General features: G+C 41.6%; 24 protein-coding genes. 7 read left to right on the top strand and 17 right to left on the bottom strand.

The genetic code is table 11. The features are described 5' to 3' along the window. Nucleotides 1-961: helix-turn-helix domain-containing protein (locus AACU95_RS12705; protein WP_202608867.1), on the top strand; the 961-nt coding region annotated here is incomplete at its 5' end. A gap of 71 nt (nucleotides 962-1,032) precedes the next feature. Here the strand turns inward: AACU95_RS12705 and AACU95_RS12700 are convergent. From AACU95_RS12700 to AACU95_RS12625, 16 genes are all read right to left on the bottom strand, one after another. Then, complete coding sequence (locus AACU95_RS12700; protein ID WP_004249251.1) at nucleotides 1,033-1,317, bottom strand: ferredoxin ydiT; 285 nt, start codon at nucleotides 1,315-1,317, stop codon at nucleotides 1,033-1,035. After that, nucleotides 1,314-2,600 carry an FAD-dependent oxidoreductase gene (locus tag AACU95_RS12695; RefSeq protein ID WP_004249250.1) on the bottom strand — a complete coding sequence of 429 codons (1,287 nt, stop codon included), beginning with the start codon at nucleotides 2,598-2,600 and terminating at the stop codon, nucleotides 1,314-1,316. Before AACU95_RS12695 ends, AACU95_RS12700 begins: the two co-directional genes overlap by 4 nt. Nucleotides 2,601-2,663: 63 nt before the next feature. Continuing rightward, nucleotides 2,664-3,605, bottom strand: coding sequence for an FAD-binding protein (locus AACU95_RS12690; RefSeq protein WP_004249249.1), 942 nt, complete (start codon nucleotides 3,603-3,605; stop codon nucleotides 2,664-2,666). A gap of 11 nt (nucleotides 3,606-3,616) precedes the next feature. Next, the gene (gene fixA / locus AACU95_RS12685; RefSeq protein WP_087741044.1) at nucleotides 3,617-4,393 is read right to left on the bottom strand and encodes a putative electron transfer flavoprotein FixA; all 777 of its coding nucleotides are present in this window, start codon (nucleotides 4,391-4,393) and stop codon (nucleotides 3,617-3,619) included. A 43-nt stretch (nucleotides 4,394-4,436) separates the two neighbouring features. Continuing rightward, complete coding sequence (locus AACU95_RS12680) at nucleotides 4,437-5,576, bottom strand: acyl-CoA dehydrogenase family protein (protein ID WP_004249246.1); 1,140 nt, start codon at nucleotides 5,574-5,576, stop codon at nucleotides 4,437-4,439. A 95-nt stretch (nucleotides 5,577-5,671) separates the two neighbouring features. Then, nucleotides 5,672-6,991 (bottom strand): GntP family permease, encoded by a 1,320-nt coding sequence (locus tag AACU95_RS12675; protein ID WP_004249245.1) that lies wholly within the window; start codon nucleotides 6,989-6,991, stop codon nucleotides 5,672-5,674. Nucleotides 6,992-7,071: 80 nt separating this feature from the next. Beyond that, the gene (locus tag AACU95_RS12670; protein ID WP_017628518.1) at nucleotides 7,072-8,205 is read right to left on the bottom strand and encodes a 2-hydroxyacyl-CoA dehydratase subunit D; all 1,134 of its coding nucleotides are present in this window, start codon (nucleotides 8,203-8,205) and stop codon (nucleotides 7,072-7,074) included. After that, entirely contained in the window at nucleotides 8,205-9,446 is a 1,242-nt protein-coding gene (locus tag AACU95_RS12665) for a 2-hydroxyacyl-CoA dehydratase subunit D (RefSeq protein WP_004249243.1), read from the bottom strand. Before AACU95_RS12665 ends, AACU95_RS12670 begins: the two co-directional genes overlap by 1 nt. Further along, nucleotides 9,443-10,270: an acyl-CoA dehydratase activase gene (locus AACU95_RS12660; protein ID WP_004249241.1), complete on the bottom strand. Its 828-nt coding sequence runs from the start codon at nucleotides 10,268-10,270 to the stop codon at nucleotides 9,443-9,445. Before AACU95_RS12660 ends, AACU95_RS12665 begins: the two co-directional genes overlap by 4 nt. Nucleotides 10,271-10,306: 36 nt before the next feature. Further along, on the bottom strand, nucleotides 10,307-11,542 hold the full coding sequence (locus AACU95_RS12655; RefSeq protein WP_004249239.1) for a CaiB/BaiF CoA transferase family protein: 1,236 nt from the start codon (nucleotides 11,540-11,542) through the stop codon (nucleotides 10,307-10,309). Between the two features lie 66 nt (nucleotides 11,543-11,608). Continuing rightward, nucleotides 11,609-13,246 carry an AMP-binding protein gene (locus AACU95_RS12650; RefSeq protein ID WP_036907364.1) on the bottom strand — a complete coding sequence of 546 codons (1,638 nt, stop codon included), beginning with the start codon at nucleotides 13,244-13,246 and terminating at the stop codon, nucleotides 11,609-11,611. Nucleotides 13,247-13,702: 456 nt separating this feature from the next. Then, entirely contained in the window at nucleotides 13,703-15,034 is a 1,332-nt protein-coding gene (locus tag AACU95_RS12645; protein ID WP_036907361.1) for an MFS transporter, read from the bottom strand. A gap of 83 nt (nucleotides 15,035-15,117) precedes the next feature. Continuing rightward, nucleotides 15,118-15,405, bottom strand: a complete 288-nt coding sequence (gene fixX / locus AACU95_RS12640; RefSeq protein ID WP_004245788.1) for a ferredoxin-like protein FixX — start codon at nucleotides 15,403-15,405, stop codon at nucleotides 15,118-15,120. Then, nucleotides 15,402-16,694 carry an FAD-dependent oxidoreductase gene (locus tag AACU95_RS12635; protein ID WP_004245789.1) on the bottom strand — a complete coding sequence of 431 codons (1,293 nt, stop codon included), beginning with the start codon at nucleotides 16,692-16,694 and terminating at the stop codon, nucleotides 15,402-15,404. The genes fixX and AACU95_RS12635 overlap by 4 nt, the downstream gene beginning before the upstream one ends. A 55-nt stretch (nucleotides 16,695-16,749) precedes the next feature. Then, the gene (locus AACU95_RS12630; RefSeq protein ID WP_141192156.1) at nucleotides 16,750-17,688 is read right to left on the bottom strand and encodes an FAD-binding protein; all 939 of its coding nucleotides are present in this window, start codon (nucleotides 17,686-17,688) and stop codon (nucleotides 16,750-16,752) included. An 11-nt stretch (nucleotides 17,689-17,699) separates the two neighbouring features. After that, nucleotides 17,700-18,473, bottom strand: a complete 774-nt coding sequence (locus tag AACU95_RS12625) for an electron transfer flavoprotein FixA (RefSeq protein WP_049207819.1) — start codon at nucleotides 18,471-18,473, stop codon at nucleotides 17,700-17,702. A gap of 598 nt (nucleotides 18,474-19,071) precedes the next feature. Here AACU95_RS12625 and caiT point away from each other — a divergent pair. The 6 genes from caiT to caiE all read left to right on the top strand — a co-directional run bounded on the left by caiT (nucleotide 19,072) and on the right by caiE (nucleotide 26,179). Further along, nucleotides 19,072-20,586, top strand: coding sequence for an L-carnitine/gamma-butyrobetaine antiporter (gene caiT, locus AACU95_RS12620; RefSeq protein WP_004245792.1), 1,515 nt, complete (start codon nucleotides 19,072-19,074; stop codon nucleotides 20,584-20,586). Nucleotides 20,587-20,628: 42 nt separating this feature from the next. Further along, nucleotides 20,629-21,771, top strand: coding sequence for a crotonobetainyl-CoA dehydrogenase (gene caiA, locus AACU95_RS12615; RefSeq protein ID WP_004245793.1), 1,143 nt, complete (start codon nucleotides 20,629-20,631; stop codon nucleotides 21,769-21,771). Between the two features lie 69 nt (nucleotides 21,772-21,840). Continuing rightward, a complete protein-coding gene (gene caiB / locus AACU95_RS12610) occupies nucleotides 21,841-23,061 on the top strand; it encodes an L-carnitine CoA-transferase (RefSeq protein ID WP_062814515.1) in 1,221 nt (406 codons plus the stop codon). Nucleotides 23,062-23,138: 77 nt separating this feature from the next. Beyond that, a complete protein-coding gene (caiC, locus tag AACU95_RS12605) occupies nucleotides 23,139-24,695 on the top strand; it encodes a crotonobetaine/carnitine-CoA ligase (RefSeq protein WP_017628516.1) in 1,557 nt (518 codons plus the stop codon). Between the two features lie 65 nt (nucleotides 24,696-24,760). Continuing rightward, nucleotides 24,761-25,546, top strand: a complete 786-nt coding sequence (gene caiD / locus AACU95_RS12600) for a crotonobetainyl-CoA hydratase (protein ID WP_036907353.1) — start codon at nucleotides 24,761-24,763, stop codon at nucleotides 25,544-25,546. Between the two features lie 39 nt (nucleotides 25,547-25,585). Further along, on the top strand, nucleotides 25,586-26,179 hold the full coding sequence (gene caiE, locus AACU95_RS12595) for a carnitine operon protein CaiE (RefSeq protein WP_017827367.1): 594 nt from the start codon (nucleotides 25,586-25,588) through the stop codon (nucleotides 26,177-26,179). Between the two features lie 63 nt (nucleotides 26,180-26,242). Here the strand turns inward: caiE and caiF are convergent, their stop codons facing one another. Continuing rightward, nucleotides 26,243-26,635, bottom strand: a complete 393-nt coding sequence (caiF, locus tag AACU95_RS12590; protein ID WP_036907348.1) for a carnitine metabolism transcriptional regulator CaiF — start codon at nucleotides 26,633-26,635, stop codon at nucleotides 26,243-26,245. Nucleotides 26,636-26,755: the final 120 nt, after the last annotated feature.

Here is a 26,755-nt window from a genome sequence, read left to right as displayed (position 1 = left end):
AAGCATGTTTACGACTCGAGAGCTCCCTGACGTAGATCGGTTTTCCGTATTCAGGGATACCATAAAAGACCGCTTTTTATCGTCTTATGAATGCAATGAAGTCGAATTACCGCCTCATTCTCGATTTTATGCCAACATTGTCGAGCAGAAGGTGGCTGATATTCGCTTTATTCAGCTAGAATCTAACGGTCATTGGGCAAGTAGCCGTCCTTTAAGAAACAAATTGAGTCTAGAAGAGCATTTTCAAATAGAACTCCAACGCTCAGGTACAAGTCATCTGACTCAAGATGGCAGAACGGCCTTTCTACGACAAGGCGATTTCTGTATTTTTGATATGGCAAGACCCGTTTCTTGGTCGTTCGATAACGACTATTCGTTATTTAAGCTTTTGATCCCAAGAGAAAAATTGGCACCACGTTTAGGTAATACACAGAACCTAACAGCAAGAGCAATACGAGGTAATAGTATTACAGGCTCCCTCGTTTATAGCTTTGTGATGCGTTATATCCCTTTCTTAGATTCTATGCCCACTCAACATGCTCAGCAACTAGCTGATATTTTATTGAATTTAATTACGTCAGCTTTCAGTGAATACAGTATTGCAACTCCACCTCAAAGCTTAGGAAGATCAACACTGTTTTATTTTGCTCAACACTATCTTGAGCAACATCTGTCTGATCCAGATCTCAGCGTGAATGAATGTGCAAATGCTTGTGGGATCTCCGTGCGCTATTTACAGATGTTATTTAAAGAACAAAATACATCTGTACTTCGTTGGATCTACCAAAAACGTCTTGAGAATTATAAAACGGCTTTAGTAAATCCTCTTTTAGCAGAGAAAAATATTACACAATTAGCTTATGAATGTGGATTTAGCGATATTTCTAATTTAAGTCGAAAATTTAAATCTGAATTTTTTATGACCCCATCAGAGTATCGGAAAATACATTCATTAAGATAAATAAACTTATTATCTCCCCCTCTAGTTAAATTTTTGGAGGTTATTCTAGAAGGGGGATAAAAGTTATCATATCAGCCGTAACGAAACTCAATCCCTAATGTGCCACACGGATATTCCCATTTTTTTAAAATCGTTTCGCCACATAAAATACGGCAAGTACCACACTCTAAACATCCGGCATAATCAAAAAGATATTGCCCTTTTTCATCTTTCTTATATAAACCAGCAGGGCAGGCTTTCATTAAGATTTCAAATTGAGCCGGATCAATATCATCCTTTAAGACGATATGTGGATTTTCTTCATCCACATTAAATTTATTGACCCCTAATTTAACGTCTACGTTTACCTGACTCATAAAGAACGTACCCCCTTAAATCCATCTTTAATTAAGTTCATCACACCGACTTTCTTAACCTGAGACAGTATTTTCTTACGCACTGGTTTTTCTGGACCATTAATCACGAATAAGTCATGCATGACATTGGCCGCCATTTGCGGATAATCCGTAAAGAATCTTGTATTATCGAGGAAAGAAGGTAAATCTTTGTATAACTTCATATCTTTTATGACGAAACTATCATTTAATAAAGATTGATAGCAACTTAGTTCTTTCTGGCTATAGCTGTTTTGCTCTTTCGCCATTAATACCGCTTTTGCAGCCGCTTCACCTGAAGCAATGGCTAAATCCATTCCTCTTACGGTATAGCCAACGTTAAGGCAAAATCCAGCAGCATCTCCCGCAACTAGTACACCATCTTTGACTAACTCAGACACCATATTCATACCCCCTTCAGGTACCATATGTGCTGAATATTCTAATAATTTTCCGTCTTTGATAAGTGGAGCAACAACCGGATGTTGTTTAAAATCTTCTAATAATTGAGGAACCGTTTTTTCGAATTTGTCGACATTATGTAGTCCCAATACAAGACCTAAAGAAACTGTATTTTTATTGGTATATAAAAATCCACCACCTAAATACCCACCTGAAGGTGCGCCAGCAAAAAGCCAAGCTAAACCTTCATCATTAGTACAACCAAATCGGTCTTCCATTTGTTGTGGTGTAAACTCGAGTAGCTCTTTAACGCCCACAGCTACGGTGTGAGGATCCACCTTTTGTGTCATACCTAATTGCTTTGCTAACAGTGAATTCACACCATCTGCTAAGATCACCACATGAGCTTCAATTTCATCATCACCCGCTTTAACACCACAAACTTTTCCGTCTTTCACTAACACTTCATCAACGCGAACACCGGTGATCACTTGTGCGCCTGCGTCTTCTGCTTTCTCCATTAGCCATTGATCAAAAGAAGAACGTAATACGGTATAAGAGCGAGCGGCTTCCTCTTCTTGTTGAGTATGCTGATAATCTAAAGTGACCCCATCTGTTTCCGTTAGCATGGAAATTTTTTCACGCATTACAAGGCGCTCAACTGGCGCTTCTTGAGCAAAATTGGGAATGATTTTTTCAAGACTGTGCGCGTATAAACGTCCCCCCGTCATATTTTTACTACCAGCGAAATTACCTCGCTCTACAACTAAAACATCACACCCTGCTTGTGCTAATACATAGGCAGCAGTACCACCAGCAAGTCCACCACCCACAATAATGGCGTCAAAAATATCGTCTGACATACTTTCCTATCCTTTTATTATGTGTGGTCGCTTAGTACATTATCACTAAGCGACCTACGGTGATTAGTCGCCGAGCTTCGCGGTTAATGCAGGTAACACTTTGTAGAGGTCGCCAACAATACCGTAATCTACCATATTGAAAATAGGGGCATTTTTATCTTTGTTGATCCCAACAATGATTTTTGCTCTATCCACACCCACCATATGCTGGATTTGCCCTGAAATACCGACAGCGACATAAACATCTGCACCTAAGGTCACCCCTGAAACACCAATGTAGCGATCGTGTTCCATCCAGCCTTCACCTTCAGCAATTGGACGAGAACAACCCACTTCGCCTTGGAGGGCTTTCGCTAATGCTGACGCTAATGCAATATCATCAGCCTTACCAAAACCGCGTCCGACACCCACAACACAATGCGCTTTACCTAAATCAACAGTACTACCTTGTTTTGGCTTACGTGCTAATACTTTTAATGTATGTGCGGGAGCGATAAAGATACTTTGCACCACTTGTGCATTGGGTGCATCTTTAATGGCTTCCACATCTAATGCACTGCCCACAGTAGCAATAGCATAAGGTGAACGAATTTCTGCTTTCGCATGCGCTAAACCACCGTAGACTTGATGTGTGGCAATCACAGTATTATTTTCAATAGCAAGACTTAAAGCATCGCTGACAACACCAGCTTTTAAAATCACACCAAGACGAGCCGCAATCGCTTTTGCGCGTTTTGATGCAGCAAGTAAAACCAATGCATTTGCCCCCGCTTCTTTAATAATTTCGGCAAAAGAAGCTGCATAATCTTCAGCAATCACACCGTCTTGCGGGGCAAAACAATAAACACAGTCAGCTCCTAAGTTGACACATTCGCGCGTGCTTTCATCATCACCAATAAACAGCACATTAACCTTTTCACCAAGGTCACGAGCAAACGCAATCAGCTTTGCTAAATCATCCGCTTTTTCGGCATAAACAAAGGTAGTAGGTAGTAAACTAGCCATTTTTAATCTCCTTATTGATTAACCGCTTGGCGTAAATGTTCAGCAAAAGTGGCAATATTTTCATCTGAATCACCGTCTAAAATAATCCCAAGGCGATCAGACTGCTCAGGGGCACTCACTTGTGTTTGCACAACCGTCAGAGCAGAAATATCAACACCGATATCGCCTAATCCCAGTTTTTCGACCGGCTTTTTATTCGCCGCTAAAATCGCTTTCATTGAAGGGAGTTTTGGGGTGTTAATGCTTGAAGTGACACACACAATGGCAGGTAATGTCAGTTCAAGTTCTTCTGTGATATTTTCTAAATCACGCTCAACAATAATTTTGTCACCTTCAACAGTGATTTTGTTTACGGCGTTTACACAAGGTAGACCTAAATATTCACCTACCGCTAAACCCGTTTGTTGAGCGTATAAATCGCCAGAACCTTCACCGAAAACCAATAAATCAAAACCCACTTTCTGTGCTGCTTGCGCAATAATATTGGCAGTATCCATTGAATAAAGCGCATGACATGCATCATCCGCCACCAGAGTTAATGCATCAGGACCACGCGATAAAATATCTTTTTTAATTTTCGCGTTTTCAACCATGGCATGTGTTCCTACACTTAATGCAGTGACTGTGCTATCGCCAAGGGTAGAGGCAATTTCTACGGCGGTTTCAATTGCATTCAAGTCATACAAACTAATTTTTAAACCCGCATTATCGGTTGCGAGTGTACGATCAGGCCGTGTTGTGATGTCTTGTTCGTCATGAACAACCTTACAGCAGGCAATAAGTTTCATAATTCACATTCTCCGTTTTGCACAATGCAACAAATTAATCTCATTACGCTAAAATATGCTTAGCGATGACCATACGTTGTACTTCATTTGTGCCTTCAAAAATCTCAGTGAGTTTTGCTTCACGCATTAAACGTTCAACAGGATAGGATTTGGTGTAACCCATACCGCCATGTAATTGGACGGCTTTTTGAGTCACATAAGTGGCAGCTTCTGCGGCATAAAGTTTGGCTTGAGCAGATTCACGCGTGTAAGGAAGACCCGCCATTTTGGCGGCAGCAGCGCGATAAACCAGCATACGGGCGCAATCAACACGCGTTGCCATATCCACTAATACCCATTGAATACCTTGATTAGCTGCAATGGGTTTACCAAATTGAATACGCTCTTTGGTGTAAGCAATCGTGGCATCTAAGGCACTTTGTGCGATCCCTAATGCAAGTGCAGAACAACTTAAACGCCCGCCATCTAAGGTTTCCATTGCGATATTAAAGCCTTTACCTTCTTTACCTAGCATTGCACTAGCAGGAACAACACAATCACTGAAACTCACAGAGCAAGTTTCAGAGCCATTCATCCCCATTTTGTCTTCAGGTAAACCAATGCTAATACCTGGGTTATCACGCTCAACTAAGAATGCCGTGATCCCTTTTACGCCTTTGCTTTTATTTGTCATGGCAAACACGATAAAGAAAGCACCCTGAGGTGCCGCCGTGATCCACAGTTTAGAACCATTGATCACATAGTTATCACCTTGGCGAACGGCTGTTGTCTCTTGAGCCGCTGCATCACAACCCGCACTAGGTTCTGACAAACAGAAACACCCTAATTTTTCACCCGAAACCACCCCCGGCAAAATACGTGCTTTAGTCTCTTCATCAGCATATTTTTGAATAATGGGTCCGGTTAAAGAACATTGTGATCCCATGATCATTGCGTGAGAGGCACTCACTTTTGCCATCTCTTCGGTGGCTAATACATAACTAATTGCATCTGCTTCTGTACCGCCATAAGTTTCATCAATATTGAAACCAAAGAGTCCTAATTCAGCCATAGGTGCAATACTTTCACTTGGAAAGCGGTGCTCTTTATCAATTGCACCTGCAATTGGTTTGATGTCGTTTTCAACGAACTCTCTGACCGTATCGCGGATCAGGACTTGCTCTTCTGTTAGCTGAAAATCCATGTTTATTTTCCTCTGAGAATATTTAGGGTTATCTCTACGGTGTGCGATTTCACGTTTGTCGTCTTATCGCACGCATTAATGGGTTAACGTTATTTCTACATCGTCGCGATAGATGCAGGTAAAAAGGTGTACAGCAGCAACATAAACATCATGGCTAACAGTGGGATAGCGAGGGTTAATGTCCCCACAGGACCGTATCCCTCTTTATGGCTGACACCACAGACGCTAAAGACAGTAATAATCAATCCGTTAAATGGCGGTGTTGTACTCATAGATGCCATTGTGGCGACACGGTGTAATGAACCTTGATCAACCACGGTGGCAGGGAACATCGCAGCAATCATTGGCATGGCGATACTTAACGCCCCAGAGCCTGAACCACTGATAAACACCAGAGCACCGACGGAAATCGCCGTGACGACAAGGGGATTAAGTCCCGATTGCGCAATCGCTTGGAATGATTCTTTGAACGCAGGTAATGTCATGACTAACGCACCAAATCCGACAATCACCGCGGTATTAAAGAGGGAGGTCACCCCTTCCATTGTCCCTGCGGCTAAATTAGGGACGAGTTTTTTCCAATCGAGATAACGCAAGTACACAAGCAAGGCGGCAATAATGGCGCAGAACAGCGCAATAGCCGGATCCCATTTCAGGATATTCAGCACGACAAGCAGAATAAGCATCGGCAGTAATGCAACGAGCACATTAGGTAATTGACGATCTTTTTTACCTTCCTCTGCTTTCGCTGTTTTTTCGTCTTCAACCCAGCCTTCACCTTTTGCTTTTACACGCTTAAATAACCAAGTGAGATAAATAATCACTAAAGTGACTTGAAACAACGCGGTCAACATACCCGGTACTAAACCCGCTGTTGCTGAGGTACCTAAGAATTTCATTGGGATAAGATTTTGGATCTGAGGCGATCCTGGCATTATCATCACAAAGGTACCCGCACCTGCAAAATAGACAGCCGGAATAAGTCTGCGAGGAAGATTCGCTTTGCGGAATAAACTCACCATCATTGAATAAACGGTAAACAGTGCAACAAACACTGAAACACCGCCGTAGGCTAAAATGGCACAAGCCGCAACTAATGAAGGAATAACGGCTCTTTCACCAAATTTACCAATAATAAAAGAGGCAACACTATCAGCAGCGCCACTGATAGCGGTTAATTTGCCAAAAATCGCACCAAGTACGAAAATGAAGAAGAAGCTACCGAAATAACCACCTAATCCGCCGGTATACACTTGCAATAGTGCATCGACAGGATTAAGCATATCTGGTGATACAAGCCATGCGGTCACAGCAAGAAACAGGCTGGTGGTAAAGACAGAAATAAAAATATGTATGCCTTTCATACACATAATCATTAATATCGCAAGCCCGATGATTAAACAAATAATACCCATGATTGCCCCACTTATAGGTGTTAGGGTTCAATTGACCTGCGTAAAGCACACAGGCCTTTTGTGACTATTAATTAACGTTGTTAAGCAGAAAGCACATCTGCAAAAGTTTGCAGCGCCGTTCTTGCCTGCTCATATGTTTTAGTTTGCTGATCAATTTCGATAATGATGGAAGGAATACCTTCTCTATCGAGGAATTTCTTCACAATAGGGGCATCAAATTCTTCAGGATCGCAAAACTTCGTCAGCAAATAGACGACACCATCAGCGCCTGTGTTTTTCACCATATCGGCAATTAAACGACCACGTTTTTTCTCTGGGTCATACAGCAATGAGCACCCTTCTAGCTGGGCCATTTGCTCTGCCATCGCTTCATAAGGTGAGTTATTTTCAGGAATGTCTTGGCGAAACTGACGAGATTCATGCGCGACTTCATCCGCTACAATCGCCATTTTGTTATCAGCCAAAATTTGTAGAATAGAAGGGCTATCGGCAATAATGCCTGTGACAACAATCTTGTGCCCTTTCCAAGGTTCTGGAGACAAGGTTTTGCATTGTGTGACAATAGCTTCAACAGCTTTTGTATGTTCAACGACATCCATAAGATAGCCACTTTTGATCACGGTATTACGACGTTGTGGTGTGACTAAATTTGGATGGAGTGCTGCTATTTGAGAGAATTCACGTAATGTAGCACGACGCTGATTAAAAAGACGGATGGCATTTTTCAGTGCATCGTCAGTCACCGTTTGGCCTGAAATTTCCCCTAATTGCAACGCTATTTTCTTATATTGTTCAGTTAAAAATGCAATACCTGCTGGCGTTTTACGGTTCTGTGGATGTACCAATTGAATAAAAGGCACTTGTGGTACACCCGCTTTCCAGTTTTGCCCTAAGCATTTTAAGGTGTCACAAAGAGAAGGAATTAATGCCGCAGACAACTTATTTAATGCCCCATCTAATCCCATCTCAAGAGAAGAAAGCACTAACGCACAATAGAAGGGAGGAAAATATTTCTTTGCTTCTGAGATCTCACGTCCTTCTGCGCCCCAAATACCAAAAGGCACCATACCCGCAGCATAGACGATTTCATTTGGCGTATATTCAGGGAAACAGCCAACAACCTTTTTACCGCTACGAATAAAACCATCTAATTGAGCAACTGGGTTATCCACCACGGCTTGTAACTCATCAAACAATTGCGTTAATGTCTTCATCAGAAGTCTCCCTTTTTCATTTCTGCTTTGTTAGCAGCCATAATTTCAGTCAATGCTTCAACACGGGTGACATACTGCGCTTCAGAGAAAACTCGAGGATCAGCTTGGTCGCCATCAAAAGTCACAGTTGGGATCTTAAGTTCATGACGAATACGGCGCTCAATTTCAGGCATAATGCCACTCCAGAGCTTGCAACTACGATTAACATGAATAATCGCACCATCAACTTTATTCTGACGGCTCACGTTAATACGCATATCAGCAGCACGCTCAACAGAGACACAGTTAGGGACATAAGAGTAAGCACGCATCATCTCGTTACTGTTTTGATAAATCACACCAAATGCAGTGGCGTAAACAGTTGCAGTCACGTTGATACCCTGCTCTTTTAACGGGGTCGATGTGGCTCGTAAGTAAGGCCAGCACGCAATACCTTCAAAGAGAACACGGTATTTTTCTTCACCGCGGTAAGTCGATTTTTTCTCTTTGATATTTTGTTCCATCTCTTCACACAGTTGCTCAAAAGCCAGAGCAGCTTCTAATTTACCGCGAGCACAAACAGCAACAGCCATGTGATTAAAGAGATCAAAACCATTCATTGGAGACGGCTCATATTGGCAATATTCAGCCGCTTTTAACCATGCACGCCCTGTACGTTGCGAAATTTCACAGACTTCTTTAAATTTCTCTTCGGAGAACACTTTGCCTGTAACTTTTTCGAGCTGTTTGATGGCATCATCAAATTGAGCTTGAACGTATTTCACCGTGACATCATCGGTGTCATAGTCATTTTTATAAGGAATATCGATAAGGATCATCGGAATATTCAGCTCATAAGCGATATTTTCATACCACTTGATCATACAGTTACAGATATTGTTACAACACAGTAAGAAGTCTGGCTGTGGCATATCCATCTCTTCACACTGTTTAATATCCATGTAAGAGAGGCTGATACGAGCATAAGCACAGATATCGTTGGAATATCCCATGCTTTCTGCATGCTCACACATTTTTAAACCCGCACCTTTCGCTGCAATTGCAGCGGCTTGGTTTTCAGGGTAAACCACACATAAACCTAATGTTTCAGCAATTTCTTGAGGGAAGTTAGAGGCACACCACCCTATTTTTTCACCGCTGTTTTTTGCATCCCACGCACGTTGATAAGCATCAGCAGCGATTTTTTGCAGTCGTTTTTTCGCAGGAATGTAATCCGGCGCATTCATATCTATATTGCTCATTTTAATGTTCCTATTGTTAACGCATCGTCTTCCAGTTGATGGCGATACGCTTCAAAGGCATAAATGGCTGCACCTATTGCCCCGTTGTATTGTGATAATGGTGAAGTGGCGATAGGGACGTTCAGCTCTTCGCTAACATAACGAACAACTTCAAAATTACTGGCTACACCGCCTGTCATGACAACAGGAGCTTCCACACCGACTCGTTTGGCAAGACCGGCAATACGACTAGCCACTGAGCGATGAATACCATTAATGACGTCGGGTATTGTTTCGTTATTCGCGAGATGGGAGATAACTTCAGATTCAGAGAACACAGTACAGGTTGAGCTAATAGTGACTTTTTTAGTGGACTTAGCGCCCTCTTGAGCGAGATCGGAAATCTTGGTTTCTAATACTCGCGACATCACATCTAAAAAACGTCCTGTACCCGCAGCGCACTTGTCATTCATCACAAAGTTTAATAAACGGCCTGTACCATCCATATGAAGTGCTTTAACGTCTTGGCCACCGATATCAATCACCGTTTTCACACCCGGAAAAAGAAAGTGCGCACCTTTCGCATGGCAGCTAAGTTCACTCACCTCTTTGTTGGCTTCTTTCAGAGAATTACGGCCATATCCGGTTGCACAGATCCAGCTGATCTGACTGAGATCGCCACCAAATTGATGTAATACTTCATTGATTGCTTTTTCAGGCCCAGAGGTTCCAGCTCCTACTGATGCCAACGACTTCGCGACAATAGTGTCACCATTTTTCATGATGATGCATTTTGATGCAGACGATCCGATATCAACGCCCATTGTGAAAATGTCTTGTTGCATGCCTTTGCTCTCCTGAAAATTAAAAAAATCAGTGGATTATTCTTTCCACGTCATCACGTCTTTATTGGCTTCAAGGTTTGCTATCTCTTCAGCGCTATACCCTAATTCAGCTAATACAGACGGTGTGTCTTCGCCTAACAAAGGACCACGACGGTATTCAGGTAAACCACTTTCCAAGAAATCAATCGGTGGACGAACCAAGGCTTTTTCACTGCCATTTTTGTATTTCATGTGGTAGAAGGTGTTAATTGCCCAAGCTTGTTTATCTTCCAACACTTCTTCCCAAGTTTGAGCAATGCTGAATGGGATATCGTTTTTGGTGAAAATATCAGCCCACTCTGACGCTGTTTTTTGCTCTACTTGTTGCCAAATCAGATCATACAGTTCAGGAGATCGATTATTTTTTGCCACTTCTTGTAGACGTGTATAACGAGCATCCTCTGCTAAATCTGGACGACCAATACACGAAATAAAGGTTGGATAATAAGCATCGTAAACAGGCATACAGACTTGAATAAAACGATCGTCTTTCGTTTTATAAGCCAAAATAAATGGGCTGGTAGTTGTACGGCGATCGATAGGATAAGCTTGGCCATAATCTGGATATTGCGCCGCTTGGATCATAATCGCTTGAGTGTAAATAGAGGTATGCAGTAAGTTTGTTGAAACGTACTCACCTTGACCGATGTTTTTAGCACGAATATAAGCGGCTAACACACCTGAAACCAAGCCTAATGCACACTGGTGATCGCCAAGACCGGGGATCACATTCATCGGTACTGTGCCTTTTTGGTACAGAGAACCTAAGATACCACCACGGGCAAAGAATGCAGTATAATCAAAGCCCGGTAAGTCTTTATCTGGACCTTCATCGCCATACCCCGTCACACTGGCGTACACTAATTTTGGAAAACGTTGTTTTAATGTTTCATAATCTAAACCTGCACGCTCTCTTGCGCCGGGACGCCAGTTAGTTAAGAAAATGTCCGCCTTTTCTAATAGTTCAAACAGGATTTTTTTCCCTGCTTCTGTTTTCGTATTTAACACAATCCCACGTTTATTCGCATTTTCTAAATCAAAACTGGTGTTTTCATGTTGATCTAATGGACGGCCTTCTGTTGGTGCTGTATAGCGTAAGTTATCGCCACTTGGAGATTCGATTTTAATTACGTTCGCACCCATATCAGCTAAAATACGCCCCGCTGCAGGTACTGCGATAAAGGTCGCCAATTCAACTACGGTGACACCTTCCAGTGCTTTATGACTTGTCATTTCTTCTCCTAATTATTTTTAGACTTCATACTGCTGTTGTCAGAATGTGGATAAATCCGTTGCCACTTAACCCGCTACCATGTTTTTTTCATCCTTGATTGAAACGCCATAACCCAATTGCAATTTCAGCGCCTGCACATCAATTTTTCCGCAAGGGGTATGAGGAAATTCTGTAAAGAAATGGAGTTCTTTGGGGATTTTGTAGCGAGCTAGTCGCTCTTGTAGAAATTCACGTAATTCACTTTCACCAATGCTGTAGCCTTTTTGCACACAAATAGCGACAATCACTTCTTCACCTAAATCGGCAGAGGGGATCCCAAATGCTTTTGTTGCATCAACACCCACATATTCCGCAATGGCTTCTTCTATTTCACACAGGCTGATATTTTCACCACCGCGTACCACAATCTCTTTTATACGATAGGCATAGTGATAATTTCCTTGTTCATCGATATAGCCAATATCCCCCGTGTGCAACCAACCCTCTTCGTCTAACGCTTCTTTGGTTTTGTCTGGCGCATTGTCATAACCCATCATCACATGAAAGCCACGGGTGCAAATTTCACCTAAAATGCCTACTGGCACAGGTTTACCTGTTTTCAGATTAATAATTTTCATTTCAACAAAAGGTAAAGGCTTACCAATAGAATGACGTTTTATCTCTAAAGCATCATTAGGGAGAGTTTGCGTGCAACACGGTGAGGCTTCTGTTTGACCATAAGAGATAGTGATCCCTTTCATGCCGAGGATAGTTTCAATGTCATCAATTAACGCAGGAGGGAAACTTGCTCCTGCGATAATGCCTTTATCAAGACTCGATAAATCATAGTGAGAAAATTGTTCATGCTTCATTAAACGACTAAAAATGGTCGGTACACCATGCATAATGGTGCAACGATGATGTTGAATGGCTTTTAATACATCTTCAGCGTTGTAATTATCAAGAAGAACAAGTTGGCACCCTGTTGTTAACGCAAAAAAGAGACAAGAAGAGAGTCCAAAGCAGTGGAATAGCGGAACCGCAAGACAAATCACATCATCATGCGTAACACCTAAGCGCTGTGCTGACAGCATGGCATTATTAATAACATTATATTGGCTTAACATGACACCTTTCGGCATTGCTGTACTGCCAGAGGTCATTTGAATAGTTAGTAAATCTTTTACGCTAACTTGTTCAATAGCATGTTGATATGCTTTGTCTGATATTTTTTGGCTAATTTCTTTTAATTGAGATAAAGAGACGCTTTTTTCTGCCTGTTGATTTCCCATGCTAATAAATAATTGAGGTAATACGTCTTTATTTTTTGATGCTTTTTTAGAAAGATAATTAATAACCTCAATAAAATGATTACTTTTAAAACCATCAGAAAAACAGAGTGCTTTAATTCCAGTTAATCGGCATAAATCTAATAACTCTCTTTTTTTTAAATGAAAGTTAATACAAACAACCGGAATACCAATTTGAGCAGCTGCAAGAAAACAAATTATCCATTCTTTACTATTAGCAGACCAGATACCTAAACGATCGCCTTTTGTTAACCCCATGGATAAAAAGCCACGCGCAACACTCTCGACTTCTTGTTGTAATTGTTGCCAAGACAGTGTTTTTTTACTTTGGTTTTCAATTAAGGCCGTTTGTGACGCATATTGCTTCACTACATTGTTTAGACATTCTTTAACTGTCGTTTCTAATAAGGTCATAAATACCTACTTAACCGCTTCTTTTCTGATGTTTACATCTGTAATGACCTTATTCTGGGTAGGGGAAATAATTCATTCTTGGTAAATAACGAACTGTTTTTCGTCATTTGAATAATCTGAGAGAGATTTGTGATTGAGGTCTATATTTGGTGAGTTAAATATAATTTGTAATTGAAGTATAATTAATAACAATAAGATAAAATTGAAATCAAGGCGTTATAAAGGTGTTATTATTAATAAAAAAAGAGAGCGGTATTTTATTTAAATAAGAAAACAACACCACTCTCTTTTTCAATATAAAAACACACAAATCATTTAAGAATATAAAAAAATCTTATCAATAAACATTAACGTAATCATTAAAATCAAAATAATATAAAAACAATAACAATTAATTTTTATAACATCTAAATAAAAAATTATTTAAAGCACTTAACTTATTTTATTAATGATCAATTAAAGGGATTTTTTACCACGTCGCATAGGCATTGTTGATGTCTGCTTTAACGTTAATCCCTTCGTTTCTGGTGCAAACAGTACTGATACCATCATCCCAAACAGAGAAATAGCCGCCCCCACCAGCATTGTGGTATTGATCCCATAAGTGGCAATAAAAGCGGGAAGCGCACAGGTGGAAATAACCGTCCCAATACGGCTTATCGACATAATAACCCCCACCGCCGATGCTCGGATATCGGTTGGAAATAATTCATTCGGATAAAGCCACTGTAAAATGCCAGGTCCTCCCGAGAAAAAAGCGTAGGTAGCAAACGCTAAGATAACGAATAAAATCGGTAAATTCGGGAATATCCCCAGCGTGAATAATGCTAAAGTCATCATCGCAAAACTACCAATTAACAGTGGGCGCCGCCCCGTTTGGTTTAACCAAAACATCGCAGGAATACAACCCAACATAAAAAATAGACTGATCACGACATTGCCTAATGCCGCACTTCTTCCTGTATCCCATCCTAATAAACCGACGATTTGAGGGCCAAAGGTATAAATGGCAAACATCGGGATCACTTGGCAGGTCCAAATTACGGCAACAAAGAGCACAAATGAGAAGTGGCGTTTATTAAATAATTCGATAAAACGGGTCGTTTTAGCATCTTCTGCTTCAAAGACCACTGGCTCGCCAAAGAGTTTGATCATCATTTTATTACACTCTTTAATACGCCCTTGGCGTATTAACCAAAGCGGTGATTCAGGGAGATCAAAGCGACCAATTAGAATAATAACGCAAGGAATAAAAGCACTGCCTAACATCCAACGCCAGCCATCTTGGACATCATATAAAAGATAACCCACTAAATTGGCACATGTCGCACCGATATACCACATAGCAGCAATAAATCCGACGGCAAAGGCACGTTGCTTTTTATTGGAAAATTCGGTGATCATCGAAGTTGCAATAGGATAGTCAGCGCCAATCACAATCCCAATAAGGAAGCGCATCACTAACAACCCTATTGGTGTTGAAACAAACATGGTCGCAATAGAAATCACCGCAATAGCCACAATATCAACGAGGAACATTTTACGGCGCCCTACTTTGTCACAAATATAGCCAAAAAGTGAGGTACCAATAAAAAGCCCTGCTAATGTTGCCGCACCAAGCAAACCAATCCATCGCGTATCAAGCTGTAATATAGGTGTTAATTGTTCGAGCGCCACACCAATAATGACTAATACATAACCATCAAGAAAAGGGCCGCCACTTCCCCATAACATCACTCGACGATGTACTGAGGTAAAACGAATATCATCAAAGTTTCTGGGCTGCATGACTGCGTCCTAGTCTATTTTTTTAACCAAAGAAAGAAAAGCTCCCAGGCCGGAGACAGCGCTGGGAGAAAAGTAGCGATACATCATCCGTAACGATATTCCACGCCAAACGTTCCGCGTGGGTATTCCCATTTTTCAAGCGCACTGTCTAAACCGAGAATTCGACAGGTTCCACACTCTAAGCACCCTGCATAATCAAAGCTGACGCTACCATCTTGTTGTTTTTTATAAAGACCCGCAGGACAAGCTTTTACCAGTGTGTCTAATACTTGCATATCAGGTTGCTGTTTAATGATGATATGTGGATTTTCTTCATCGACATTAAATTTATTGATGCCCAATTTGACATCGACATTTACAGGAGAACTCATATTGCTTTTACTCCTTTGATCCCATCTTTTATTAAATTCATCCACCCCACTTTTTTGCTATGACGCATGATGGTTTTACGCATCGGTACAGGGGCATCATCGGTGACAGTAAAGAGATCTTTTGCAATACCAACCACCATGTCAGGATAAGCAGTAAACATACGCGGATTATCTAGTAAATCAGGCATACGTTGATATGCTTTCATATCGCGCAAAGGCCCCTGTGCTAAATGGTTGAGATACTCATTAAGGGTTTGTTTACTAAAATCATTTTTTGCCATTGCTGAAAGCACCGTTTTTGCAGCAGCTTCCCCTGATGCCATGGCTAAATCCATCCCTCTAATGGTAAAGCCTAGATTCATACACATGCCTGCCGCATCTCCTGCTATCAAAACACCATCGCGAACAAGTTCGTGTTGCATTCGCAAACCTGCCTCAGGTACCACATGGGCGCTATATTCCACCATTTTTCCATCAGCAATTAGCGGTGCTACAACGGGATGTTGTTTAAAATCTTCTAGCATTTGTGGAACCGATTTTTTGGCATCTTTAATATGGTGAAGCCCACAGACAAGCCCCAAAGAAAGCGTCGTTTTATTGGTATATAAAAAACCGCCCCCCATTAACCCATCGGTAGGAAAGCCGGCAAATAACCAAGCTACACCTTCGTTATCTTTTAGGTTAAAACGATCTTTAATGACACTTTCAGGCAGTTCGATGATCTCTTTTACGCCCACGGCAACATTTTCAGCTGCAACTCGTTTTGTCATGCCTAACTGTTCAGCCAAAAGTGAGTTCACACCATCAGCCAAAATCACCGCTTTGGCTTCTAATACATCACCATCTGCTTCTACACCGACAATTTTACCGTCACGCTCAACTAACTTATCAACACGAATGCCCGTGATACATTGGGCGCCTGCATCTTCGGCTTGCGCCATTAGCCATTGATCAAATTCACCACGTAATACAGACCAAGAGGCATGATTAGGGTTATGCGTTTCAGCGTTTTGATAGTCGATAGTCATAGCCCCTGTTTGTGTCATAAATGACAGTTTTTCATGGGTGATCACCCGCTCAACCGGAGCCTGTTGCGCAAATTCAGGAATGATGCGCTCAAGGGTATGGGCATATAGACGACCACCCGTTACATTTTTTCCGCCGGCGTAGTTCCCTCTTTCTATTAGCAATACCTGCGCACCTTCTCTGGCTAAAACAAGTGCAGCCACAGAGCCCGCTAATCCTGCGCCAACAATAATGGCATCGAAAATATCTTCGGAATCGGACATAACATCTCCAGAACTTGCAAATAAAGCAGAGAAGTTATCTTCTCTGCTGACTAAATCAGTTAGATAGTTGACGGGTAAGTGCAGGCAAAATCTTCATTACATCACCGACAATGCCGTAGTCAGCAAATTGGAAGATAGGTGCATTTTTATCTTTGTTGATCGCCATAATGGTTTGTGATCCATTTGCACCAACCATATGTTGAATTTGTCCTGAAATACCTACCGCCAAATATAGATCTGGCTTAAGCATCAGGTTAGAAATGCCAACATAACGCTCGTGCTCCATCCATTTTTCATTTTCAGCCACAGGGCGAGAGCAGGCGATTTCAGCCCCAATCTTTTTTGCTAACTCTTCTGCAATAGCAATATTTTCTTTACTGCCAATACCTCGACCAACACTGACCACAAAACGGGCTTTATCCAGATCGACGGCATTGATTTTTCTTGGCTGAATTGACTGGCAAATAATGCTTTGTGAAGGGGCAATCCATGCTACTTTTTGTGCCGTACCCGTAGCCTGTGTTTCTGATGCAACGTCAAAAGCACCAGTGCTTGCGGTAACAACACAATAAGGTGTTGTTAATGTTTCATCACCAAAGGCAAGTCCACCGTAAACCATATGTTTTGCCACTAATGCATCATTTTGGGTACTTAATGATTGTGCATCATTTGATACTACCGCGGCTAAACGGTGACCTAAACGAGCGGCAAATAATTTGCCACGACGCGTATTCGGCAGTAAGACCAAGCCGGCATCGCTATGTGATTTAATGGTTCCAACGATACTTTGTGCATAATCTTCCATAATGCGATCATCAGGTTTACCTTCTAATTGGAAAACCGCTGTCGCCCCTAATTTAAAGGCAGCGATGCTTTGCTCATCATTAAAGGTAAAGACATTGATTGATTGACCTAATGAAGAAGCACCTCCCATTAATTCTGGTAAAGGGGAAAGTACATCACTCAACACCCAAACAGTTGAAAACTGGCTCATAACTCCCCCTATTACTTAATAATTTTTCGTAAATATTCTGCAAATTCAGCAATTTGATCGTCGCCATCACCTTCAATAATGATGTGCTGACGTACTTTTTGTTTCGGTGCTAACACGGTTTGCTCTGAACGTGGCGTTATGGGCTCTAAACCAAGATCGGCCACACTCCATTGTTGAACCGGCTTTTTAGCGGCACCTAAAATGGCTTTCATGGATGGAATTTGCGGAGAGTTGATATCGGTAGAAACGGCAATCACCGCAGGTAAGGTGATAGTAAGCGTTTCAATTTCGTTTTCTAATTCGCGTTCAACGGTGATGGAATCAGTTGTAATAGAAACAATTTTATTAACCCCATTAATGGCAGGAATATTCAAGATCTCCCCCACCAGCAAACTCACTTGTTGGGAACTTAGATCTGCCGAGCCATCACCACATAAGATAAGATCGTACCCCTGCTTAGTTGCAGCTGCTGCAAGCACTGTCGCCGTTTGATAAGGAAGAGAAGCTTCCAATTGCTCATCGACCACCACCACGAGATCATCAGCACCACGAGATAACACATCTTTACGTGCTTTAGCGTTAGTCAGCGCGTTACCACCTACGCTCATTGCCGTAATTTGAATACCATCAAGTTGTGTTTTTAACTGATTTGCCGCTTCAATCGCATTTAAATCATATTGGCTAATTTTGTTATTGGCGCGCGAAAAATCGAGTGAACCATCGGCATTATTGACCACAATATCCTGTTCATCGGGAACACTCTTGTAACATGTAATAATCTTCATTACATCTCCTGAAATTAATAAATATGTCATTTACTCTGGCAATGTAATATACAATTAGCACAATTAAATGATTAATAAATTAAATCTAGATCACCAATATTGAAGATTATTAAATAAGAGATGGATAGCGTTCAATATTGCTAAATACATCACCAATATTGAAATTAAATTTAATTAAAGTGATTAACTTTCAATATTGTTATCTGGATCAACAATATTGAACATAATAAGAAATGAGTTATTTAATATTCAATATTGCCACAAAGATCAACAATATTGAAAGAGCGGATATAACACATTTATTACAAACCTAAATACATCCTTATTTATCAACCAATTAAAATGAAAACAAAAGGTTATAAAACGTAACATAAAATCGACAAAAAGAATAGTGTGAAGTGAATAACAGAATGAAACATTAATAATATCCATTATTCTTCTTCATTAATGATTTTATAAATTAGCCAATCGACTTGTTTTTTGATTATGATAAAAACCAATTAATGGAATATATAGGATCTAACTAAAAGAGTTTATTCGAAATTAGGAATTTACACTTATTAAACTTCTGCGCTAAATATATTTGGAAAATTTACCTATGAGCAAAGATAATAAAAAGGCAGGAATAGAACCGAAGGTTTTTTTTCCGCCATTAATCATTGTTGGTATTTTATGCTGGTTAACGGTACGCGATCTTGATGCTTCAAATGAAGTGATCAATGCCGTTTTCAGCTATGTTACCAATGTCTGGGGTTGGGCCTTCGAATGGTATATGGTGATCATGTTCGGGGGCTGGTTCTGGTTGGTTTTTGGACGTTATGCCAAAAAACGCCTGGGCGATGAGAAACCAGAATTTAGTACGGCAAGCTGGATCTTTATGATGTTTGCTTCTTGTACATCAGCGGCTGTACTGTTTTGGGGCTCAATTGAAATATACTACTACATTTCAAGTCCTCCTTTCGGTATGGAAGGTTACTCCGCGCCAGCCAAAGAGATAGGGTTAGCTTACAGCTTATTCCACTGGGGCCCGCTACCTTGGGCAACCTATAGTTTCCTGTCTGTCGCCTTCGCTTACTTCTTTTTTGTACGCAAAATGGAAGTGATCCGCCCAAGTAGCACTTTAACGCCATTAGTGGGTGAAAAACACGTTAATGGTTTATTTGGTACTGTCGTCGACAATTTCTATTTGGTCGCCTTGATCCTAGCAATGGGCACCAGCCTTGGGCTTGCAACGCCTTTGGTAACTGAATGTATTCAATACTTATTTGGTATTCCTCACACTCTACAATTAGATGCCATTATTATCTCTTGCTGGATCTTACTCAACGCTATTTGCGTGGCATTTGGTCTACAAAAAGGGGTAAAAATCGCCAGTGATGTGCGTACTTACCTGAGCTTCTTAATGTTAGGTTGGGTATTTATCGTGGGTGGTGCCAGCTTTATTGTCAATTACTTCACAGATTCTGTGGGTACATTGCTGATGTATATGCCACGTATGTTGTTTTACACCGATCCTATTGGTAAAGGGGGTTTTCCTCAGGCTTGGACTGTCTTCTATTGGGCTTGGTGGGTTATTTACGCCATTCAAATGAGTATCTTCTTAGCGCGTATTTCTAAAGGTCGTACTGTTCGTGAATTATGTTTAGGAATGGTATCAGGTTTAACCGCAGGAACTTGGCTGATTTGGACTATTCTGGGGGGTAACACTTTACAACTGATTGACCAAAATATCCTTAATATTCCGCAACTGATTGATCAATATGGTGTACCACGCGCCATTATCGAAACATGGGCCGCCTTACCCCTCAGTACAGCAACCATGTGGGGCTTCTTTATTCTCTGCTTTATCGCCACCGTCACTTTAATCAATGCCTGCTCTTACACACTAGCAATGTCAACTTGTCGCTCCATGAAAGAAGGGGCTGAACCACCATTATTGGTACGCATCGGCTGGTCTGTATTAGTCGGTATTATCGGCATTATTTTACTAGCATTAGGCGGCTTAAAACCGATCCAAACCGCCATTATTGCCGGAGGATGCCCACTATTTTTCGTCAATATCATGGTCACCTTGTCCTTTATAAAAGATGCCAAAGTGCACTGGAAAGATTGATCTCCCTATACGCAAAAAATGACACATTAAGAGGTTATTAACATGGATTTTAGATTGAATGATGAGCAGGAACTGTTTGTTGACGGTGTCCGCGAATTAATGGCCAGTGAAAACTGGGAAGCTTATTTCGCACAGTGTGATCGCGAAAGTAAATACCCAGAGCGTTTTGTTAAGGCCTTAGCGGATATGGAAATTGACAATCTGCTTATCCCTGAAGAGCACGGTGGCTTAAATGCCGGATTTGTTACTGTTGCCGCAATTTGGATGGAATTAGGTCGTTTAGGTGCGCCAACCTATGTGCTCTATCAATTACCGGGGGGATTTAACACCGTATTGCGTGAAGGGACTCAAGAACAAATCGACAAAATCATGGCGTTTCGTGGTACAGGCAAACAGATGTGGAACTCAGCGATCACTGAACCGGGGGCCGGTTCTGATGTGGGCAGCTTACAAACCACTTATACCCGTAAAAATGGCAAAGTTTACCTCAACGGTAGCAAATGCTTTATCACCAGTAGTGCTTATACCCCTTATATCGTCGTGATGAGTCGTGATGCGGCTTCCCCTGATAAACCCATCTTTACCGAATGGTTTGTCGATATGAGTAAACCCGGCATTAAAGTCACTAAGTTAGAAAAACTGGGTTTACGTATGGATAGCTGCTGTGAAATCACCTTCGACAACGTTGAACTTGAAGAAAAAGATATGTTTGGTCGCGAAGGTAACGGCTTTAACCGTGTGAAAGAAGAGTTTGATCATGAGCGTTTCTTAGTGGCACTGACTAACTATGGTACCGCCATGTGTGCGTTTGAAGATGCGGCGCGCTACGCCAACCAACGGGTTCAATTTGGTGAGACTATCGGTCGCTTCCAACTTATTCAAGAAAAATTCGCCCATATGGCGATCAAACTCAATTCAATGCGCAACATGTTATATGAAACTGCATGGAAAAGTGACAATGGCTTAATTACCTCCGGTGATGCTGCAATGTGTAAATACTTCTGTGCGAATGCAGCCTTTGAAGTGGTTGATAGTGCGATGCAAGTGCTGGGTGGTGTGGGGATCGCAGGTGAACACCGTATTGCACGTTTTTGGCGTGATCTACGCGTTGACCGTGTATCTGGTGGCTCTGATGAAATGCAGATCCTGACATTAGGACGCGCTGTACTCAAACAGTATCGTTAATTAATCGCAGAGCACTCTCTTAACATCGAGTGAGGGAGTGTTCAAACAGTCCACTGACGAGGTGACATTATGACAGAACATTTATCCATGCCACAATTTGGGCCACTAGCTGGAGTTCGTGTGGTGTTTTCAGGTATTGAGATTGCCGGGCCATTTGCAGGACAGATGTTTGCAGAGTGGGGGGCAGAGGTCATTTGGATTGAAAACGTTGCATGGGCGGATACCATTCGTGTTCAACCTCATTATCCACAGCTTTCCCGTCGCAATCTACATGCGTTATCGTTAAATATTTTCAAAGACGAAGGCCGTGATGCTTTCCTAAAATTAATGGAAACCACGGATATTTTTATCGAAGCCAGCAAAGGTCCTGCCTTTGCCCGTCGCGGTATTACCGATGAGGTTTTATGGGAGCATAACCCTAAATTGGTTATCGCGCACTTATCCGGCTTTGGTCAATATGGCGATCCGCAATATACCAACCTTCCAGCCTACAACACTATTGCTCAAGCATTTAGTGGCTATCTCATTCAAAACGGCGATAAAGACCAACCTATGCCCGCTTTTCCTTATACCGCTGACTATTTCTCTGGTATGACGGCAACCACCTCAGCATTAGCGGCACTGTACAAAGTGCAACAAACGGGCAAAGGGGAAAGTATTGATATTGCAATGTATGAAGTGATGTTGCGAATGGGGCAATACTTTATGATGGACTATTTTAATGGCGGAGAAATCTGTCCACGAATGACCAAAGGCAAAGATCCATACTATGCCGGCTGTGGCTTATACCGTTGCCAAGATGGTTATATCGTGATGGAAGTGGTCGGCATCACTCAAATTGAAGAAATTTTTAAAGATATTGGTCTTGCTCATCTATTAGGTACTCCTGAAGTCCCCAAAGGGACACAACTGATCCACCGTATTAATTGCCCTCATGGTCAACTCTTTGAAGATAAATTAGATGAATGGCTAGCCAACCAGCCTATTACCGCCGTACTAAAACGCCTATCTGAACTCAATATTGCCAGTGCAAAAGTGTTAACCATTCCTGAATTAGAAGGCAATCCACAATACGTGGCTCGAGAGTCAATTACTCAATGGAAAACGATGAGTGGTGAAACCTGTAAGGGACCAAATATCATGCCGAAATTCAAAAATAATCCAGGAAAAATCTGGCGTGGTATGCCTGCTCACGGCATGGATACCAATGCGATTTTGAAAAATATCGGTTATAGCGACGAACAAATTAGGGAGCTAGTCGATAAAGGGCTAGCTAAAATCGTAGAGTAAATACCGTTAGACTCAGGTACAAGTGGCACTATCCCACAATACCTGAGCTTACGGCAAAAGCATGGGATAACAGTTTAATGGATGTGATTGGCAGACAACACTTACGGCAAATGTGGGATGATTTAGCTGAAGTTTATGATAAAAAAACAGCGCTAATTTTTGAATCTGCACAAGGGAAAGTCAGACAATTTAGCTACAGTGAATTAAATGAAGAGATCAACAGAGCCGCAAATCTTTTTCATGCCTGTGGTATAAAAAAAGGCGACCATGTTGCCTTACATCTTGATAACTGCCCAGAATTTTTCTTTTGCTGGTTTGGACTGGCAAAAATTGGCGCTGTTATGGTGCCCATTAATGCCCGCTTTATGTATGAAGAGAGTGCTTGGATCATTAACCATTGCCAAGCACACTTTGTGGTAACAAGTGATAATTTCTCTCCAATTTACCAACCGATGTTGCACGATAAGCACTCTCCTTTAACGCAACTGTTTTTAATAACAGAAAACGGTCTCCCTACTGAAAAAGGGGTTGTTGATTTTTTAAGTGAAAAAGCCAAGCATCCCGTTACGCTTAATCATCACACCCCATTAAGTGTGGATGACACGGCTGAAATCCTTTTTACCTCAGGTACTACTTCACAACCCAAAGGAGTAGTTATTACGCATTATAATTTACGTTTTGCTGGCTACTACTCCTCATGGCAGAACGCCTTACGGGAAGATGATATCTATCTTACAGTCATGCCTGCTTTTCATATCGATTGCCAGTGTACCGCATCACTTCCTGCTTTTTCTGTCGGTGCCACATTTGTACTACTGGAAAAATACAGTGCGAGAGCCTTCTGGAAGCAAATTCTCAAATACCAAGCAACGGTAACAGAATGCATACCTATGATGATGCGCACCTTAATGGCACAACCAATCTCACCAGATGAAAAGCAACATAAACTGCGCGAAGTGATGTTTTACCTCAATCTTGCAGATGAAGAGAAAGATGCCTTTATCGAACGCTTTAATGTGCGATTACTCACCTCTTACGGCATGACAGAAACCATTGTTGGCTTAATCGGTGACAGACCTGGCGATAAACGCCGCTGGCCATCTATTGGTAGACCGGGATTTTGTTATCAAGCGCAAATTCGCGACAAACAAAATCAGCAAGTTCCTAACGGTGTAGTCGGTGAGATCTGCGTCAAAGGTGAACCGGGAAAAACCTTATTTAAAGAGTATTACAATCGCCCCGATGCAACAGAAAAAGCGCTAGAGCCTGATGGTTGGTTACACACGGGTGACTATGGTTATCGAGATGACGAAGGCTTTTTCTATTTTGTTGATCGCAGTTGCAACATGATCAAACGCGGTGGTGAAAACGTCTCTTGTATTGAAATTGAAAATATCATCGCATCACATCCTAAAATCCAAGATGTAGCAGTAATTGGTGTACCTGATGATATTCGCGATGAAGCCATTAAAGCCTTTGTGGTACTGGTTGACGGTGAAACGTTAAGTGAAGAAGCCTTTTTCGCCTTTTGTGAACAGAATATGGCGAAATTTAAAGTGCCTTCCGCCGTTGAGTTTAAACAGGGGTTACCACGTAATTGCTCAGGCAAAGTGATCAAAAAGCATTTGCAATAAGCCATAAGTGGGTTTTCGTGACAGTTAATTATAACTGCTTATTTTTATTGAAAAAGGAATATGACATGAGCCAATCATTACATCTAACAACACGTGGTTCAGTGCTTGAAATTATATTAGATAGACCGAAAGCCAATGCAATTGATGCCAAAACCAGTCATGAAATGGGTGAGGTATTTATGCGTTTTCGTGATGATCCTAGTTTACGCGTTGCCATTATTACAGGTGCTGGCGAACGATTCTTTTGTGCCGGCTGGGATTTGAAAGCCGCAGCTGAAGGAGAAGCCCCTGATGCAGACTTTGGTGCTGGTGGCTTTGCGGGCTTAACGGAATTATTTGATCTTAATAAACCTGTCATTGCTGCCATTAACGGCTATGCTTTTGGGGGTGGCTTTGAATTAGCACTGGCAGCCGACATGATAATTTGTTCAGACAATGCTTCTTTTGCCTTGCCAGAAGCACAATTAGGTATTGTCCCTGACAGTGGCGGTGTTTTACGTTTACCTAAACGCTTACCTCCTGCAATTGTCAATGAAATGCTCATGACTGGCCGTCGTATGAATGCACAAGAGGCGCTACGCTGGGGCATTGCTAACCGCGTTGTCAGTACGACTGAACTGATGGATAGCGCCCGTGAATTAGCCGATCAAATCGCCAACAGTGCGCCACTTGCAGTCGCTGCATTAAAAGAGATCTACCGTGCCACTAGCGAGCTTTCGATTGAAGAAGGCTACAAATTAATGCGCAGTGGTGTTCTAAAATATTACCCAAGTGTTTTACATTCAGAAGATGCACTCGAAGGCCCGCTAGCCTTTGCCGAAAAACGCTCACCTGAATGGAAAGGACGGTAATTATCACTTGAATTGATAATACAACTAAGAGGAAAACTGATGAGTATCTATGCATTTGAAGGTGTTATTCCTGTTGTTCATCCAACAGCTTACATTCACCCATCAGCAGTACTAATTGGCGATGTCATTATTGGTGCTGGTGTTTATATTGGCCCTTTGGCTTCATTACGGGGTGATTATGGCCGTTTAATTGTTGAAGCAGGTGCAAATCTTCAAGATGGCTGTGTTATGCATGGTTATACGGATATGGATACCATTGTGCAAGAAAATGGTCATATTGGTCATGGTGCTATTCTTCACAGTTGTATTATCGGTCGTGATAGCCTAGTCGGCATGAATAGCGTGATTATGGATGGTGCGATCATTGGTGAGGAAAGTATTGTTGCTGCCATGAGCTTTGTGAAAGCGGGCTTTCAAGGTCAGGCGAGACAAATGTTAATGGGAAGCCCAGCAAAACATGTACGTGATATTAGCGACCAAGATATGCAGTGGAAACGTATGAATACTCGTGAATATCAAGATCTCACTGTTCGTTGTCGTCAAAGCTTAGTAGAAACGACACCATTAACAGCCCCTGAAGCTAATCGTCCTCGTTTAAGAGGCACGACAGAAGTAAAACCCAAAGGCCAATAAGCCAACAGCGACAGGCACAACAAACGCCTGTCGTATTGCTTTATTTTAACACTCGGCTATCAATTAACGCCGTTGTGATTTTGACAACATCCATTGCCATTTTTGTTGGTGATCCAGCCCATGGGGGATCATAGCTGCTAATTTCTCTGGGGCGCTTAAACGACTTTTACTTTGCGTATGACCTTTTAAACGAGAGTAAAGAGCAGGATCAATATGACTGACTTTGATCATCCGTTGGCATTGGCACCCTCTTCCTTCCAATTGATTAGGAACGCTTTTGGTTTCACACTCAATCTCTTTTACATCAGAAAGAATATAAGAAACGATATTAATCGCATTACATTGGGGGATATCAAAATTTTTAGCGATCTCTTTCGCACTCACCCAGCGTTGTTGCTCTTGAACCCAGTCTGCAATTAACAAATAGAGTGGTTTATTTATGTCTTCTTCACACATATTTACTCCAATAATATTACAAATAAAAGTTTATTTATCTCTAAATAAAGATAATAACTATATGTTAATTTTATTTAACCGCGGAGTATCGGCTTTCCCTGTTAATTCATTCAGTTAGTT

This window comes from Proteus sp. G4415 (genome assembly GCF_963896075.1).
Lineage (GTDB): Bacteria > Pseudomonadota > Gammaproteobacteria > Enterobacterales > Enterobacteriaceae > Proteus > Proteus mirabilis.
The sequence above is the reverse complement of the archived record's forward strand: the minus strand, read 5'-3'. Positions and strand labels throughout refer to the sequence as shown.

Coding starts and splice junctions, on each gene's coding strand:
- AACU95_RS12700 (WP_004249251.1), bottom strand. CDS start 1,317: ATGAGTCAGGTAAACGTAGACGTTAAATTAGGGGTCAATAAATTTAAT.
- AACU95_RS12695 (WP_004249250.1), bottom strand. CDS start 2,600: ATGTCAGACGATATTTTTGACGCCATTATTGTGGGTGGTGGACTTGCT.
- AACU95_RS12690 (WP_004249249.1), bottom strand. CDS start 3,605: ATGGCTAGTTTACTACCTACTACCTTTGTTTATGCCGAAAAAGCGGAT.
- fixA (WP_087741044.1), bottom strand. CDS start 4,393: ATGAAACTTATTGCCTGCTGTAAGGTTGTTCATGACGAACAAGACATC.
- AACU95_RS12680 (WP_004249246.1), bottom strand. CDS start 5,576: ATGGATTTTCAGCTAACAGAAGAGCAAGTCCTGATCCGCGATACGGTC.
- AACU95_RS12675 (WP_004249245.1), bottom strand. CDS start 6,991: ATGGGTATTATTTGTTTAATCATCGGGCTTGCGATATTAATGATTATG.
- AACU95_RS12670 (WP_017628518.1), bottom strand. CDS start 8,205: ATGAAGACATTAACGCAATTGTTTGATGAGTTACAAGCCGTGGTGGAT.
- AACU95_RS12665 (WP_004249243.1), bottom strand. CDS start 9,446: ATGAGCAATATAGATATGAATGCGCCGGATTACATTCCTGCGAAAAAA.
- AACU95_RS12660 (WP_004249241.1), bottom strand. CDS start 10,270: ATGCAACAAGACATTTTCACAATGGGCGTTGATATCGGATCGTCTGCA.
- AACU95_RS12655 (WP_004249239.1), bottom strand. CDS start 11,542: ATGACAAGTCATAAAGCACTGGAAGGTGTCACCGTAGTTGAATTGGCG.
- AACU95_RS12650 (WP_036907364.1), bottom strand. CDS start 13,246: ATGACCTTATTAGAAACGACAGTTAAAGAATGTCTAAACAATGTAGTG.
- AACU95_RS12645 (WP_036907361.1), bottom strand. CDS start 15,034: ATGCAGCCCAGAAACTTTGATGATATTCGTTTTACCTCAGTACATCGT.
- fixX (WP_004245788.1), bottom strand. CDS start 15,405: ATGAGTTCTCCTGTAAATGTCGATGTCAAATTGGGCATCAATAAATTT.
- AACU95_RS12635 (WP_004245789.1), bottom strand. CDS start 16,694: ATGTCCGATTCCGAAGATATTTTCGATGCCATTATTGTTGGCGCAGGA.
- AACU95_RS12630 (WP_141192156.1), bottom strand. CDS start 17,688: ATGAGCCAGTTTTCAACTGTTTGGGTGTTGAGTGATGTACTTTCCCCT.
- AACU95_RS12625 (WP_049207819.1), bottom strand. CDS start 18,473: ATGAAGATTATTACATGTTACAAGAGTGTTCCCGATGAACAGGATATT.
- caiT (WP_004245792.1), top strand. CDS start 19,072: ATGAGCAAAGATAATAAAAAGGCAGGAATAGAACCGAAGGTTTTTTTT.
- caiA (WP_004245793.1), top strand. CDS start 20,629: ATGGATTTTAGATTGAATGATGAGCAGGAACTGTTTGTTGACGGTGTC.
- caiB (WP_062814515.1), top strand. CDS start 21,841: ATGACAGAACATTTATCCATGCCACAATTTGGGCCACTAGCTGGAGTT.
- caiC (WP_017628516.1), top strand. CDS start 23,139: ATGGATGTGATTGGCAGACAACACTTACGGCAAATGTGGGATGATTTA.
- caiD (WP_036907353.1), top strand. CDS start 24,761: ATGAGCCAATCATTACATCTAACAACACGTGGTTCAGTGCTTGAAATT.
- caiE (WP_017827367.1), top strand. CDS start 25,586: ATGAGTATCTATGCATTTGAAGGTGTTATTCCTGTTGTTCATCCAACA.
- caiF (WP_036907348.1), bottom strand. CDS start 26,635: ATGTGTGAAGAAGACATAAATAAACCACTCTATTTGTTAATTGCAGAC.